Origin of the sequence: Aeromonas sp. 600479 (assembly GCF_049175515.1) — a bacterium.
Lineage (GTDB): Bacteria > Pseudomonadota > Gammaproteobacteria > Enterobacterales > Aeromonadaceae > Aeromonas > Aeromonas veronii_A.
Map to the genome: position 1 here is coordinate 64,109 of NZ_JAAKVF010000020.1, position 15,079 is coordinate 79,187.

General features: G+C 56.9%; 14 protein-coding genes and 1 pseudogene. 3 read left to right on the forward strand and 12 right to left on the reverse strand.

Annotated elements, in window-relative coordinates; genetic code table 11:
* Window positions 1-50: 50 nt before the first annotated feature.
* Window positions 51-1,049, reverse strand: coding sequence for a BMP family lipoprotein (locus tag G5149_RS18095; RefSeq protein ID WP_005340803.1), 999 nt, complete (start codon window positions 1,047-1,049; stop codon window positions 51-53).
* 507 nt (window positions 1,050-1,556) lie between these two features.
* On the opposite strand from G5149_RS18095, the gene uvrD reads away from it, so the two are divergent.
* Window positions 1,557-3,728: a DNA helicase II gene (gene uvrD / locus G5149_RS18100; RefSeq protein ID WP_115521530.1), complete on the forward strand. Its 2,172-nt coding sequence runs from the start codon at window positions 1,557-1,559 to the stop codon at window positions 3,726-3,728.
* Between the two features lie 119 nt (window positions 3,729-3,847).
* Here the strand turns inward: uvrD and G5149_RS18105 are convergent, their stop codons facing one another.
* The 5 genes and pseudogenes from G5149_RS18105 to ydfZ form a co-directional block, all read right to left on the reverse strand.
* Window positions 3,848-5,413, reverse strand: a complete 1,566-nt coding sequence (locus tag G5149_RS18105) for a TIR domain-containing anti-phage reverse transcriptase (protein WP_421213227.1) — start codon at window positions 5,411-5,413, stop codon at window positions 3,848-3,850.
* A 330-nt stretch (window positions 5,414-5,743) separates the two neighbouring features.
* Window positions 5,744-5,953, reverse strand: a pseudogene (locus G5149_RS18110) (hypothetical protein); the annotation flags it as partial.
* A gap of 110 nt (window positions 5,954-6,063) precedes the next feature.
* Window positions 6,064-6,594, reverse strand: a complete 531-nt coding sequence (locus tag G5149_RS18115) for an REP-associated tyrosine transposase (protein ID WP_421213229.1) — start codon at window positions 6,592-6,594, stop codon at window positions 6,064-6,066.
* A gap of 209 nt (window positions 6,595-6,803) precedes the next feature.
* Window positions 6,804-7,241: a DUF2846 domain-containing protein gene (locus G5149_RS18120; RefSeq protein WP_362785704.1), complete on the reverse strand. Its 438-nt coding sequence runs from the start codon at window positions 7,239-7,241 to the stop codon at window positions 6,804-6,806.
* Between the two features lie 202 nt (window positions 7,242-7,443).
* Window positions 7,444-7,641, reverse strand: a complete 198-nt coding sequence (gene ydfZ, locus G5149_RS18125) for a putative selenium delivery protein YdfZ (protein WP_005342516.1) — start codon at window positions 7,639-7,641, stop codon at window positions 7,444-7,446.
* Window positions 7,642-7,954: 313 nt separating this feature from the next.
* Here ydfZ and G5149_RS18130 point away from each other — a divergent pair, with 313 nt between their 5' ends.
* Window positions 7,955-8,455 carry a DUF1993 domain-containing protein gene (locus G5149_RS18130; protein ID WP_421213230.1) on the forward strand — a complete coding sequence of 167 codons (501 nt, stop codon included), beginning with the start codon at window positions 7,955-7,957 and terminating at the stop codon, window positions 8,453-8,455.
* A 101-nt stretch (window positions 8,456-8,556) separates the two neighbouring features.
* On the opposite strand, the gene G5149_RS18135 is transcribed toward G5149_RS18130, so the two are convergent.
* From G5149_RS18135 to G5149_RS18155, 5 genes are all read right to left on the reverse strand, one after another.
* Entirely contained in the window at window positions 8,557-9,069 is a 513-nt protein-coding gene (locus tag G5149_RS18135) for a cupin domain-containing protein (RefSeq protein WP_421213231.1), read from the reverse strand.
* Between the two features lie 277 nt (window positions 9,070-9,346).
* On the reverse strand, window positions 9,347-10,003 hold the full coding sequence (locus G5149_RS18140) for a DUF3313 domain-containing protein (protein ID WP_421213233.1): 657 nt from the start codon (window positions 10,001-10,003) through the stop codon (window positions 9,347-9,349).
* A 386-nt stretch (window positions 10,004-10,389) separates the two neighbouring features.
* Window positions 10,390-11,523: an ABC transporter substrate-binding protein gene (locus tag G5149_RS18145; protein ID WP_421213235.1), complete on the reverse strand. Its 1,134-nt coding sequence runs from the start codon at window positions 11,521-11,523 to the stop codon at window positions 10,390-10,392.
* Between the two features lie 57 nt (window positions 11,524-11,580).
* On the reverse strand, window positions 11,581-12,216 hold the full coding sequence (locus tag G5149_RS18150) for a LysE family translocator (protein WP_058059345.1): 636 nt from the start codon (window positions 12,214-12,216) through the stop codon (window positions 11,581-11,583).
* Between the two features lie 40 nt (window positions 12,217-12,256).
* The gene (locus G5149_RS18155; protein ID WP_005357044.1) at window positions 12,257-13,078 is read right to left on the reverse strand and encodes a helix-turn-helix transcriptional regulator; all 822 of its coding nucleotides are present in this window, start codon (window positions 13,076-13,078) and stop codon (window positions 12,257-12,259) included.
* 179 nt (window positions 13,079-13,257) lie between these two features.
* Here G5149_RS18155 and G5149_RS18160 point away from each other — a divergent pair, with 179 nt between their 5' ends.
* On the forward strand, window positions 13,258-13,797 hold the full coding sequence (locus G5149_RS18160) for a hypothetical protein (protein WP_421213237.1): 540 nt from the start codon (window positions 13,258-13,260) through the stop codon (window positions 13,795-13,797).
* A 48-nt stretch (window positions 13,798-13,845) separates the two neighbouring features.
* Here the strand turns inward: G5149_RS18160 and G5149_RS18165 are convergent, their stop codons facing one another.
* The gene (locus tag G5149_RS18165; RefSeq protein ID WP_421213250.1) at window positions 13,846-15,045 is read right to left on the reverse strand and encodes a 3-deoxy-D-manno-octulosonic acid transferase; all 1,200 of its coding nucleotides are present in this window, start codon (window positions 15,043-15,045) and stop codon (window positions 13,846-13,848) included.
* Window positions 15,046-15,079 lie beyond the last annotated feature (34 nt).

Sequence of the window (15,079 nt, forward strand, 5' to 3'; positions counted from 1 at the left end):
ACCGGCCCGTGCGGGCCGGTGGTGCGTTGAGAGTCGTAGCAACTATCTAATTAGTATTTGCAGGTGTTATCGCTCATGTAGTCATGAACCTTGACCTTGCCAGCGATGATTTCAGCCTTGATGGCATCCACCTTGGCTTTCATTTCCGGGGTGATCAGCTTCTCGTTGTCCTTGTCGAGCGCCCAATCCACACCGCCTTCGGCCAGACCCAGGTTCTTGATACCCGGCTTCCACTCGCCTTTGGCAGCGTCATCCCAGGTCTGGTAAGCGGCCAGACCCACAGACTTGACCATGGAGGTCAGCATGGTGCCCGGTTGCAGGTGGTTCTGGTTGGAGTCCACACCGATGGCGAACTTGCCGCTGTCCTTGGCTGCCTGATAGACACCAATACCGGTACCGCCAGCTGCGGCGTAAACCACGTCAGCGCCCTTGGCGAACTGGGACTTGGCCAGCTCGGCACCTTTGGCCGGGTCAGCAAACGCGGCCGGGGTAGAGCCCGCCATGTTCTGGAACACTTCGATCTTCGGATTGACGAACTTGGCACCCTGCTCGTAACCGCACTGGAATTTGCGGATCAGCGGGATATCCATGCCGCCCACGAAGCCGACCTTGCCGCTCTTGGAAGCGATGGCAGCCAGCGCGCCCACCAGGAAGGAACCTTCATGCTCCTTGAAGATGACGGACTGGACGTTCGGCTTGTCGACCACCATGTCGATGATGGTGAACTGGGTTTTCGGGAACTCGGTCGCCACTTTTTCTACGGCAGAGCCCATGTTGAAACCGACCGCCACGATCGGGCCGTTGCCACGGCTGGCCAGACGACGCAGACCCTGCTCGCGCTGGGCTTCGTTCTGGGGTTCAAACTCTTTGACCTTGACGCCCTTGTCCTTGTTGTAGAGCTCGACGCCGTTACGGAACACGGCTTCGTTGAATGATTTGTCATACTTGCCCGCGGTGTCATAAATGACGGCTGGCTCGGAAGCAGCCTGAGCAGAGAGAGCAGCGAGAGTGAGGGAGGCCACAGTGGCCAGCTTGAGCACTTTAGTCACGATCGTATCCTTGATTGTTATTAAGTGAGGGAACTTGCTTGCCTGTCAGAGCAGGCTATCTAGCACGCAGGCTTACTCTAAGTCAGCCCCGATGCGGGTCAAGCAAATGATAAGGGAAAAACGTTTGCGTTAACGGTTTGAATTCTAAGCAAATAACCTTATAAGCAGTTGTTTTTTAGCTACTTTTCAGTTTTTTATGCTAACAACCAAAAGACCCAAACGACATTTCTCTTATTGTTCAGCAAGTTACTGTAAACCGTTTTCCCCTGTTATTCATCCAGCCCCCCGGCAAGCCCGTGATCCGGCTCGCAAAATCCCCACAAACCGCGCGAGCAAGGATTGGCTACAGCTGGAAACCTCCCCGTCCCGTTCTCTCTGCGCCAGCCAAAATTGGCCGCACCGACTCCCCTGCAAGCCCCCATCTCGCCCCCTCCCCCGAGTTTGGATTTGGTCTGGCAGGGGGGATGGCCGTATAATCCCCGCCTGTATAAATAAACAGGAGTGGTGATGGACGTTTCAACCCTGCTCGACGGGCTCAACGACAAGCAAAGAGATGCCGTTGCGGCGCCCCGCAGCAACCTGCTGGTGCTGGCCGGTGCCGGTTCGGGCAAGACCCGGGTACTGGTGCACCGTATCGCCTGGCTGATGCAGGTGGAACGCTGTTCACCCTTCTCCATCATCGCGGTCACCTTTACCAACAAGGCGGCGGCCGAGATGCGCGGCCGGGTCGAGAAGGTGATCGGCGACGGCGTGCGCGGCATGTGGATCGGCACCTTCCACGGTATCGCCCACCGCCTGCTGCGGGCCCACCATCTGGATGCGGGCTTGCCGCAGGATTTCCAGATCCTCGACTCCGACGACCAGTACCGGCTGATCCGCCGGGTGCTCAAGGCACTCAACCTCGACGAGAAGCACTGGGCCCCGCGCGCCGTGATGGGCTACATCAACGGCAAGAAGGATGAGGGCTTGCGCCCCGGCGACATCGACCTCTACGGTGACCCCGTCACCCGCACCTATCAGCAGATCTACAAGACCTATCAGGAGACCTGCGATCGCTCCGGTCTGGTGGACTTTGCCGAGCTGCTGCTGCGCGCCCACGAGCTGTGGCTCAACAAACCGCATATCCTCGAGCACTACCGCGACCGCTTCCAGAACATCCTGGTGGACGAGTTTCAGGATACCAACGGCATCCAGTACGCCTGGCTGCGGATGCTGGCGGGCAACAGCGGCAAGGTGATGATCGTCGGTGACGATGACCAGTCCATCTACGGCTGGCGCGGCGCCAAGATCGAGAACATCCAGCGCTTCCTGACCGACTATCAGGGCGCCGAGACCATCCGCCTCGAGCAGAATTACCGCTCCACCGCCAATATCCTCAAGGCCGCCAACAGCGTCATCGCCAACAACGCCGAGCGCCTTGGCAAGGAGCTGTGGACCGAAGGGGCCGAGGGCGAGCCGATTTCCCTCTACGCCGCCTTCAACGAGGTGGACGAAGCGCGCTTCGTGGTCGGCCGTCTCAAGGATTGGAAGGAAAAGGGCGGCCTCCTGGCCGACTGCGCCATCCTCTATCGCTCCAACGCCCAGTCGCGGGTGCTGGAAGAGGCGCTGATGCAGGACGCCATGCCCTATCGCATCTACGGCGGCCTGCGCTTCTTCGAGCGGCAGGAAATTAAAGACGCCATGGCCTACCTGCGGCTTATCAACAACCGTGGCGACGACGCCAGCTTCGAGCGGGTGGTCAACACCCCGACCCGTGGCATCGGCGATCGCACCCTCGAGATCCTGCGCGGCAACGCCCGCGATCAGGGGCTCAACCTGTGGCAATCGGCCAAGGCGCTGCTCAACGACAAGGTGCTGACTGGTCGCGCCGGCAACGCGGTGCGCGGCTTTGTGGACCTCATCGACGCGCTGGAGGAGCAGGTCTCCCTGCTGCCGCTGCACCAGCAGGCGGATATCGCCATCCAGAACTCCGGTCTCAAGGCGATGTATCTGGCGGAAAAAGGCGAGAAATCCCAGGCACGGGTAGAGAACCTGGACGAACTGGTCACCGCCTGCCGCCAGTACCAGCGCCCGGACGAGCTGGAAGATATGAGCGATCTCTCCGCCTTCCTCGCCCACGCGGCGCTGGAATCCGGCGAGAATCAGGCGGACGAATATGCCGACGCGGTGCAACTGATGACCCTGCACAGCGCCAAGGGCTTGGAGTTCCCACTGGTGCTGCTGGTCGGCGTCGAAGAGGGCATGTTCCCCAGCCAGCAATCGACCGAGGAGTCGGGCCGGCTGGAAGAGGAGCGCCGCCTCTGTTACGTCGGCATGACCCGCGCCATGGAGAAGCTCTACATCTGTTATGCCGAGAGCCGCCGCATCTATGGCCGCGAGATGTTCCACAAGCCGAGCCGCTTTATCCGCGAAATGCCCGCCGAGTGCCTGGAAGAGATCCGGCTGCGCACTCAGGTCAGCCGCCCCACCCAGTACGGCCGCTTTAGCCAGAACGAGGTGCAGCAGAGCTTCGACGCCAGCGGCATCAAGCTCGGCCAGCGGGTGCTCCATCCGAAATTCGGGGAAGGGGTGGTACTCAACTTCGAAGGGGTCGGCCAGCAGAGCCGGGTGCAGATCCAGTTCGACGACGTCGGCGCCAAGTGGCTGGTGACGGCGTATGCCAGATTGGAAGCACTCTGATTTTTCCTGCCTTTTGATGCAACCAACCCGGCTTAGGCCGGGTTGGTTTTCATCACTCTTATCGTAAGAGTCTTGATTATGTAATTGTCCAAGTACACTTTTACTTTGAATATTAAACTTTAAGTCTCCTGAAGCATTTCACATAATCCATCCACAATTTCATCTACGTTATTATCGAACTTTTTATATAGCTTGTCAGACATTAATGGGAATTCATTTATCAAATCATCACTGCCAGCTAATAATGGAAGTAGCTTTTTCTTTTCAGTTTTAATTTCCATAGACATAATGGCATTAATTTCTTTTTTAGGCCAAGCCTTATTAACCGACGCAGGAGATAATACGGCAATAACAAATTTAGACACCCTTAGACCATGGTTTATCTTATCAACTAAAGAATCACCCCATTTTATAACTGAGCTATCAACAAAGACCTTCACCCCTTTAGCTACAAGAGCCTTTTCAAGAGGAAATACAATAGCTTCTTTGTCTTCACTAGCATGACAAATAAACACATCATACATATCAAGCTTCTCCTTAGCCACTTGAATAAATTTTGGTGGGTTTGAATCTAAAGTAATAGCTTTCTTACATAACGATAAATATGGGGAACTATCTTCACCTTGGATTGACTTTATAAATCCCAGACGACCATAAATGGCTCTCTTAAAATAGGAACCATCTAGCTTTGTTGAATTTAGCTTTTCAGAAGTCCAACCTTTTTTAAGTGAGAGATATTTCCTTTCTGCCTCTAATAGTCCCAATCCCCAAGAGTGCAGCATCGCTCTCGTCTCTCTGATGTATTTCCGCGGGACATTTACTTTATCATTTACCGTTAGCCCTGTAACTTCTTGCCTTTGGGAGCGATGACTTACACGTGTCTTACTCTCACTAATTTCAAAGCCACTCTCCTCTATTTTCTTTCTCAGTAAAACTCCGACCTCAAAACATTCTTTTTCAATCAGAAAAGTCACAATTTGTTCATCAAATTTTTTGTTACTGGAGAATGTAATATCATCAGCATAGCGTGTATATGTCATATGAAATCGCTTTGCCAAATGAACTAACTCTCGATCTAAACTAGTTGCGGCAAGATTTGATAACAATGGCGAAGTAGGAGCTCCCTGAGGAAGCCTTCCTTGATATGTACAGAGTTGAGCTAAAACAGTTGCCGCTTTATCTCCAAAATTAAATGGAGTGCTTTTGAAAATCCCTTTAACTCGACCAAAATTTACTGCATGGAAAAAATCTTTAAGATCTAAATTAAGAATATACTTACTCTTTTTGTGTTGTTCGGCATTACTGATTATGCTTCTGCCAGAAACAAAACCATGTACAGGTTTTTTAACTCGATAGTACGACTCTATAACTGGCTTTATTTTATTCTGAAGAATTAGAATGCTGTTGTTAGGACTATCTATTATTCTGACCTTCCCACTTTTCTTCTTTATACCAAAAGTTTTATAAGCAGGCTTCTTGTTATAAAGAATATATGTCAGCTGCCCAGCGGGCAGTTCCAACAAATTAGCAACATCTGATACATCATTTAAATTCTTTAATTTCTGATTTACTTCCTCTTGGCCAGCTGTCAAGTAAGGATTTAATTTTGGATTGAGCCAAGAACTCTCTCCAAACTGATTTCTGGTCTTTCTAGGCTGAAAGTCATCTCGAAATAAAGTCATCATCGACTCTTAATTTATTTATAGAGTGGGCTCAACCCAATCACCTTACGCACCTGAGCGACCAGTGCAAATTGGCGCTCACCCGGTGAGCACGCCTCAGCAGGCATAATGTACTCGCATATCTTAGTCCAAAGCAGTAACAACCTCAGACATTTAGGGTTGAGCCCAAAGCGATTCTATTCCAGTGCATGCAATAAAAAAAGCCTATTGTTGGTTTTGTAATTAAAATTCATTCATCAACGTTCACATAAAATCTAAGGAATCCATTTTCCTGAATAAGGCGTAGCCGGCACAACTACGCCTTGCAGAAAGAAATAGCAGGCTCCAACTCGTTCACTTGACCAACTTGCTCTCCATCACCCCTTGCTTGCCTTCCTCTTCACTAACCTGACTCAGCTTGGAGCGGGCCATCAGCAGGCCCATCTTGAGCTCCTGCCAGACGTAGTAGTTTTTACCCGCCTCGGTGCTGAGTGTCAGGGTGGCATCGTTCTCCGACTTGGAGGTGATGGTGTGGCTGCCCGGCGTCACCTGCTTGAGGATATAGGGCCGTAGGTTCGATTAGCGAAGCGTAATCGGACGATCGAGTAATCGGACGATCGCGTAAGACGTTCGCGCAATCAGACGCTTACAACGGAACAACCCTTTAGGGTTTGTTACTCCAATCCCCCCGATGCCCCATCCACCGACCCGCACCAATCCGGCGGATAGACGCCGTTCGCCACGTAACGATGGAAGGTGGAATACGGCCAATCAGCCACCCGCGTGACATGACCATGCTTGAGCGGGTTGATATGGACGTAATCCATATGGTGGCGGTAATCCTGCTCATCCCGGATCAGGTGTTCCCAATAATGGCGCTGCCAGATGCCCCGCTCCCCGTGGCGTAACCGGGTCTGGCTGCGGCGCTCGTTTACCGGCAAGGCGCGGGAAAAGTGGCTTTTGATCAGCCGCCAACGCAGGGGGAAATCGGTGTCCCCCTCCGGTAAAGAGAGCATGCAGTGGAGATGGTCGGGCAACACCACCCATGCATGAATGGCGAAGGGGTGAGCCTGTTGCACCTTGGTAACGCTATGGCGCAGCAAGTCGATCTGCTCCACCAGCAACCGGTTATTGCGCCGCTCCAGCAGGTTGACGGTAAAGAACCAGGTTCCTCCGGGCCACCATGCCCGCCGCCAATTGGCCATCCTTTTCCCCTCGTTGAGACAGAAAAGCCAAGCATAGCCTTGCCTCACTTCGATCTGCTTGCGGGCGTGATGGTGCGGATGTTCCATTACGCGATCGTCCGATTACGCTTCGCTAATCGAACCTACATGGACAGGAAATCTGGAACACCCACTTTCGGGCAAAGGCGTAACTGGTGGAGCTACGCCTTGTTTTTGGTGGAAGCCTCTGGTCACTTAACCAACTTGCTCTCCATCACCCCTTGTTTGCCCTCCTCTTCACTGACCTGACTCAGCTTGGAGCGGGCCATCAGCAGGCCCATCTTGACCTCTTGCCAGACATAGTAGTTTTTACCCGCCTCGGTACTGAGGGTCAGGGTGGCATCGTTCTCCGACTTGGAGGTGATGGTGTGGCTGCCCGGCGTCACCTGCTTGAGGATGTAGGTGTGGGCCACGGTATCGCCGACCGCCACACCATCCACCAGCAGCGGCATTTTCACCGCCGCACCGAAGGTCTCGTTGCGATAGATATAGAGGTTGGCCGCATCCTTGGGGGCTACAAACTGCTTGGCCTGCGCGTCTGCGGTGGCATCGGCCATGGGTACGGAAGCACAACCGGAAAGCAGCGCCGCCGACAGCAGGGCGGCACTCATCATTATTTGCCTGAACATAGTCGTTATTTTTTAGTGGGTTAACGGGATTTAAAGGTTCGCATGAGCCTGCGCTGGCTGACAATCGCTCAAATCGGTCGGGGTGTGACCCGGTTCAATTTTTCAGCATTTGGTGGGATGAAGGGGGAAATCAGAAACCCGGCCGCCAGATGGGGCGCGGCGGTCGGGTGAATTGTAAAGAGTAGGGTGACAGGGAAAGGGATCAGCCTAGTCTAATCAACTCGATGGGGGCGTAGCGCTCACCGGAGTTTGCCAGCAGCACGCACTTCTCATGCTCCGCCTGATAGGGGGTCATATTGTCGGTGTGGGCCTCTTTCAGAAAGTCGACTGCGCCGGTGGCGGCAATCATCACGCGCTGACCCAGGTTCAGCACATTGCGGTTACGGTCATAGATCTTCATCTCATTCTCCTTTTCTTGTGTCCTGGCGAATGCGCAGGCGTCTGTCCAGGACAACGGCATTCAGCCTACGCCCCTGAAAAAAGGTGATTTATGTCACAGATCAAAAAAGGGGCGATAAGGGACTCACAGGTTCAAAAAGCGAGCAGGGCTGCTTGGCCAGCGGTTGTCGCGCGAAGTAGCGCAGCCCTGCCCTTTTCATCGTAGCGGGCTCGAACCCGGCAGCGGTTGGGGTATATTGGTGGCCGATTAGCCAGTCTCATTCACTGTGGCCGCGCAAGCGGGCCGCTGTTTTTCAACAAGATGGAGAGTGCTCATGAATCGCGACATTACCGCCCAGTTCATCAAGATGCTGACCAATCTGGATCACTGTCTGGCCAAGGCAGAGGCCCACGCCGCGGCGAAGCAGTTCAACGTGGAGAACTTCTTCGGCGAGCGGCTGATCGTCGATATGTTGCCGCTGTCCAAGCAGGTGCTGATCTGCTGCGATTCGGCCCGCGCCGTGGTCGCCACCGCCAGCCACAGCGAGCTGCCGGTGCTGGGGGATGACCCCAAAACCATGGCGGATCTGCGCGCCCATATCGGCAAGACCATCACCTATCTGCAGGGCAAGCTGGACGCGGACTACAGCCAGTATGCCAGCGCCCGTTACATGCCCCACTGGGCGGGCGGCAAGGGGATGGATGGCCATACCTGCGTCCATGAGTACGGCATCCCCAACTTCTACTTCCACCTCACCATGACCTACGCCCTGCTGCGCCGCGCCGGGGTCGATCTCGGCAAGCGTGACTATCTGGGTGGGCTCAACCTGCAATAAGCGCTGCACGCCACTGGCGGCAAACAGATAGCAAAAGCCTGTCACGCGGCAGGCTTTTTTATATCGGGTGGTGCAGATCTGGTGCGCAGAAAGGCTCCGCTCTAGAAGGGGCCGTTGCTCTCACGCAGCTTGTCGGGCAGGCCGTCGTGATCCCCCAGCTCACGCTCGGGCACGTCATCCCAGTGCAGCTTGCCGAGGGTGATATTGCGCTCGGGATGCACGGCGTAGTGGATGCGGTTGTCCTCCCGATCGGTATCACCGATGCAGAGCAGCCGGACAGTCTCTTCGGTGTTGTTGATAAAGGCGTGGGCCAGCCCGTCACCGGCCTTGAAGCCCACCGAGTCCCCCGGTTGCAGCCGATAGAGCACGCCATCGAGCCAGACATCCGGCGTCCCTTCCAGCACGTGAACGAACTCATCCTCGGTCTTCTCGGCGTGGGGCCAGCTGGTGCGATGGCCTGGCTCGACAATCTCGTGGTGAATGCCGATGCGGCTAAAGCCGAAGTGCTTGCCGAGGGCGCAGCCGCGAGAAAGGGGCTCCTGACTGCCGGAGTAGTAGCGCGGCGTCTGCTCTTGCAGCTCGCGCCAGTGTTTGATGCAGGGGTGGCGGGTCATAGCGGTTCCTTTTCTATGAGGATGTGGTCACGGGAGGGGTCATCCTAACTGCCAGAATGCGGGCGAGAAAAGCAGAAATCGGCAGCCCACTTCGCAGCAGATGGTGAAAAGACGGACTAGGCTGCGGGTCAATTCCCATCCTGCAAGGGCTGCGCAGCCATGCGACCGGCAGTTGCGCGGGCAAAAATAGAGACAAAAAGAGGGAGCCACTGGCTCCCTCTCTCGATCTGTCTGCACCCGTTTTCTGAGGCTGATTCTCCGCTCTTATTTCCCGCTCTTATTTCCCCAGATTGTCCGCCAGCTGTTTGGCGCGGCTGGCCGCCCACTGGTCGATCATCTTCTCCATCTCCTCGGCGGTGATGGGCTCATCCTTGTGGGTGGTATCCGTGCTCTCGCGGGCATCCATCACCCGCACCAGCAGCTTGCCACTCTGGGAGTCGAGCAGTTGGGCCATGCAGCCCACCTTGAGCAGGTAGGGCTCCTTGCCGATCACTTCACGGGTGACGTTGATGGCGATCTTGGCTGGCAGCAGGTCACGCAGCTTGGGGTCGGGGCGGGTCAGGTCGAAGTTGGTGACGGCTGCCTGGATCCGCATGACTTTCGGGCCGGGGGCGGTGGCGATCTTGACGCCCTGCTTGATCAGCTCGCTCTGGAACTTGTCGTGGTAGTAGCGGCCAATCTGGTTCTGTTCGTTGGCGGTCAGCAGATACCACTGGCCATTCTCCTGACGGATAAACTGCAGCGGATCGAGCAGCACCTCGTTGTATTGGCGCAGGTCAACGCCCGGCTCCTTGTAGACCCGCTGATTGGGGTTGCTCTCACTCTGCTGGAAGGCTGTCAGCGGGATCGCCTGCAAGCTGTGGGATACCTGATTCTTGAGGGCGCAGCCACCCAGCAGGGCCGCAGCCACGGCAACCATCACGACCTTTTTCATATTTGCTCCTGCATTTTACTGTTTGTTTTTGCTGTGGATTTCGCACCACATGGCTGGAGAACCCGTGCCGGATGCCGCCAATGTCACAGAGAAATAACCTATTCATCACCTTCCCACAAGGGACAGATCAGGATTGTTCAGCTCACATCCAAGTTGTCACAATTGAGGCACTTTTGTACAGGGTCAGCCAGGGTATGAGCAGCAGTCTGGCGAGGGTTCGGTTGTTTAATCCGGCTAAATGGGGCTGCGGTGGGCATTCTGTTTTTTAAACGATGCGAGCCCGCGAGCGACGTGAGTTGAACGGGGGAATGCCCTGGAACACGCGATGACCGATCATCAGCCATCTTGCGCAAACTTGCCTGCCGCCGGAGAAGCAGCAGGCTCATTCATCCGTTATCGAGATCCCAGGGGCACTGCTTGACCAGCCCCTCTTTGCCGCTGGCGACGATCGCCTGCTGCACCATCCGTTTGTAGCGATTCTTGATATGGGCGGGCAACGCGGGCACCAACAGTCGCTCGTCAAACTCCGGCAGCGGGCGATCCGGCAGCACCGCCTGCTCCTGCGGGCTGAGGGGTGGCCGGGAGGCAATATTGCTGGCCGAAATGGTGGGCGTGCCCACCAGCATCTGGCGTTGCAGCTGCGCGCTCAGCAGAAAATCCACCAGCAGGTAGGCGGCCTTGAGCCGTGCAGGATCATCCCCGACATGGCGAGCGATGGAGAGGGCATCGAGGGCATAGATGGCCCCCTCCTGCACCATGGCGACCCGCCACTGCTGATCGTTCTGCTTGTTGCACTCCACCAGCTCCAGCCCCCAGGTGGTGGCAAAGGTCTGCTGGCGCAGATCCTCGCAGCGGTTGGCCTGATTGAACCAGAAGCCACGACTGGCTTGCAGCCGCTGCGAGAGCTGCTGCTCCACCTCTTGCTGCAAGGTCTTGTCGGCCAGCATCTCGCCGCTGGCAAACAGGGCGGGCGACTTGCCCAGCGAGAGCAGCACCGAAAAGAGCAGTGGCTCGAACTGGTCGCAGAACTCGGCAAACTGGCCCGGCGGCGAGCTGTTGGCGAGCACCTGCCAACTGGTGGGCGCTTGCGGCACCTGCTTGCTGTCATAGGCGAGGCTGAACATGGCGTAGGAGAAGGGCACCGAGTAGTTGCGCTCCCCCTGCTTGTCATACTCGGTGTTCTTGAGGGCGGGCTTCACCTCGGGGTAGTGCTGCAGGCGATTGAAATCGATGGGGAGCAGCAGCTTGAACAGCGGCTGGTGATGGGCCTTGTAGAAGTAGCTGGTCGGCAGCACCACATCGGCGCTGCGGGTGCGCAGGGCGCGGTAGACGCTGTCGAAATCGGTCAGCAGCGGCTCGATCCGGCTGACCGTCGCTTCCACCCCATGGGCTTTGGCGTAGTCGGCAAACTGTTGTTCATAACCCGCTGGCAGATAGCCCCACTCCAGCAATTTGAGCTGAACCGGGGCCGCCAGCGCTGGGGTCATCCCCAGCAACCAGCAAAGAGGCAGTAGACGCATGGCCGGGCACTCCTGACAGGCAAACCTTGTTGGAGTATAGGCCCATGCGCCGACTCGTCAGGCCACCAGCTCGGCGCCCATGCTCGCCAGAATGGAGAGGCTGACCACCGCAAACAGCACGCCGGTCACCAGATTGAGCGGTCGCTGCACCCGCAGCAGCAGGCGCTGGGCACGATCGGTGGAGAGGCTCCACGCCAGCAGCCCGAACCAGCAGAGGGAGATGATGAAGAGCTCGCCCACCAGCAGGCTGCGGGTCATTCCATCCACCTCTGGCGTCACCATGGCGGCCAACAGACCGATAAAGAACACCAGCGCCTTGGGGTTAAGCAGGTTGGTGGCAAGGCCAGTGCGCACGCCCCTGCCCCAGCCGCGCAGCTCGTTGGCGGCGCTGGCCATCACGGTACTGCTCTGCTGGCGAGCCGCCATCAGGGCGCCCCACCCCAACCAGCCCAGATAGAGGGCACCGCAGCACTTGATCACCATAAACAGCAGCGGGTGGCTGGCGATCAGCATGCTGATCCCGGTCAGGCTCAGGGTGGCGTGCACCATGATAGCGAGCGAGATGCCCAGCGCCGCGCCAAGGGCGGTCGGCCGGTGCAGGCTGGTGCGCAGGATCAGGGCGAAATCGGGGCCGGGGCTGGCCAGTGCAATCAGGTGCATCAGGCCGAGGGTAACGAACAGACTGGTCAGCATAACAACTCTCGCTTTAACGACGGAGAGCCAGCATGGCGGATCAGCGGGGGGCGCGGCTTGTAAAAGATTGCATCTGGGCACGAAATTCGGCGGGCGTCAGACCGAATGCCTGGCGAAAACCGTGGTGGAAGTGACTCTGATCGAAGAAGCCGACCGCCAGCGCCACCTCGCTCACCGCCATCCCGCTCGCCAGCAGCCGCTTGCCCTGCTCTAGCCGCAGCCGTTTCAGCCAGGCGTAGGGGGTCATGCCGCTGCGCTTCTTGAACTGGCGCAGGAAGGCGAAACGGTCGAGCCCGAGCAGCCCCGCCAGCTCTTCCAGCGAGTGGGGCTCGTCGAGGGCAGCCATCAGGTAGTCGCGCAGGAATCGCAACTGGGGATCGGCAAGCTGGTGTACCTCGGGGGCCAGATGCAGCAGCTCCCCCAGCAGGGCGAGCAACTGGCTCTCGATCAGCAGGCCATCGGCCTTGGGGTTGTCGAGATAGCCGTGCAGCTGGGCAAAGCCCTGATAGAGGTCGGGGCGGCTCTGCAATCCCTTGTCGAAGAAGGGTTCCGGCTGCTCCGGCAGCCAGAGCGCCAGCTGCTGGGGATCGATGGCAAAGACCCGCACCTCATACCCTTCCGGCAACAGGCTGAGGCCGTCGTGCACCTCATCCGGGTTGACGGTAGAGAGCACCCCGCGCACCAGATGGTGGCTGTTTCCCTTGTGGATAAACTTCTGGCCACCCCGCTGCACCAGCCCGATATGGTAGTCGAGATGGACATGGCGGCCGTAACTGAACGCCCTGTGGTGGGAGTGTGACAGCTCGACCCCCGGCAGGTGCGGGGATTGCCAGTAGCGGATGAGGGAATCGGTGGTATTCATGGGTTATAGATACACCAGAAACAGGCTTTGGGCTTGTAGATTATTGTATTTCGGCCGTGCAGTAGTTCTGCTCAACCTCGCAATTATGCTCACCGCTAATCAACCTTAACTTTGATGTTGTTTTTATCTCTGGAGTATATTGGCGGCTCCATTCACCAACCCCTATCACAGGTAAACTCATGAGAGTGTTATTGGCGCTGTTGTCTTTTTTTGCAGTGGCGGTGAGTGCAGATGAAAAGCCACAGGTTCCCTATTACGACTGGGGCCGATGCCCTTTTGAAGGTTGTACCTATCAGCAATGGACAACCAAACAGGAGGTGGTCGCCAGAGCAGAGCCTTCGCTGGCCGCCAACATCCTGTTCAAGGTGCCACGCGGCCAGCATGTAGAGGGACTGACGGGTGTCGTCATCGTCGAACAGCCGGGGATAGTCAAGGTTCTTAAACCGGTCACACTCGGTTATAACGACAAGAGTGAAGGCCCGCTGCTCAAGCTGAAAGCAGGCGAACAGCTGTATACGCTGGCCAGTCTCGGGGAAGGGGCGATGCAGTTCTGGTACAAGGGCAAGACCTATACCCTGGACTATGACTACGAGCGCAACCAGATCAAATATGTTGCCACGCCGAAGAGCCAGTGGTGGGTGAAGATCAGGGGCAAGCAGGGACGTGAAGGCTGGGTTGCCGAAGCCAAAAACTTCGCCCATATGGATCGTTTCGAATAAGTGAGCGAGGGTCAGCTCCCCGAGAAGGGGGAACTGACTGGTGATGACTTACAACTTGGGCTGCAGCTTCATCTCCTGCAGATACTCCTGCACCTGTTGATTGTAGTCCGCCTGATAGGAGAACTTGGTGCTGTCACTCGCCGCAATAAGGTTCACCGCGGTGCAGAACAGGGTGGCAGCCAGCAACCCCTTGCCGACCCACTGGGGATGGTTGCGGCTCCAGCTAACCAGCAGTAGCAGGATCGGGAACAGGGCGTAGGGGAATATCAGCATCAGGTGCCAATAGTTGAAGATGATGGGCGAGAGCGCCGCACTCACCAGCACCGCCAATATAGCCGCCAGCGCATAGAGGCCGAGCCAGCTCGTGCCGTCCACTGGCGCACGGTCGCTGCGCAACAGGCGCGGCTTGAGATCGCGCCATAGTTGCCAGTTGGCCTTGGCCGCCAGCAACACGGTCGCAGCGCCCACCCCGTAGATCACCACCCGCCACAGCCAGACGGCCGCCATCTGCAAATATTCATGACCCGCCAGCCAGATGAACTGGGTGTCGTTGACCAGCTTGCTGGCAAACAGCCAGGAACCGTAACGCAGCCAGTAGATCACCGACTTCAGCACCGGATAGACATGCACCAGACCCCAGCCGATATAACGCTGGCGCGCTTCGGGATCGACGTTCTGGGTGATGTGGCTGTTGTTCATCACTTCCATGGCGTAGGGGATCAGGGATGCACCGATCAGCAGGGCAGCGACCACCACCCCACTCCAGCTCACCTTGAGAATACGGCGCCAGAAGAGGTAAGTGGAGATCACAGCCAACAGCGGCCAGGAGTAGTGCAGTTGCATGGCCATACCGATCGCCAGCAGGTGCACTATCGTGTGCCAGAAGGAGGCACGCTCGCGCATATGCCAGGCAGACCAGCAGTGCATGGCCGAGAAGAGGAACAGATAAGAGGGGTTGTAGAGCAGACTCTCGTATTGGAACCAGGGGTTGAGCCAGCAGAGAACCAGAAACAGCAAACGCACCCTGTCATCAAACACCTGGCGGATCACCGCATCAAACAGCAGGAATCCGACCAGCCGCATAGCCAACAGCAGCACCATAGGCGCGTAAGGTGAGTCCCACAGCAGTAGCGGCCCACCAATCAGCCATGCCGACAAGCTGCCCGGCACATTGCCCACCGCACTCGCCGCATTGCCATAGCTGAGCCAGACCCCCTCATAGGCTCCAAGGTAACCCTTGTAGAGCATCTGGGTCTGGTCGCCGGTGAGGAGCTGATTAACA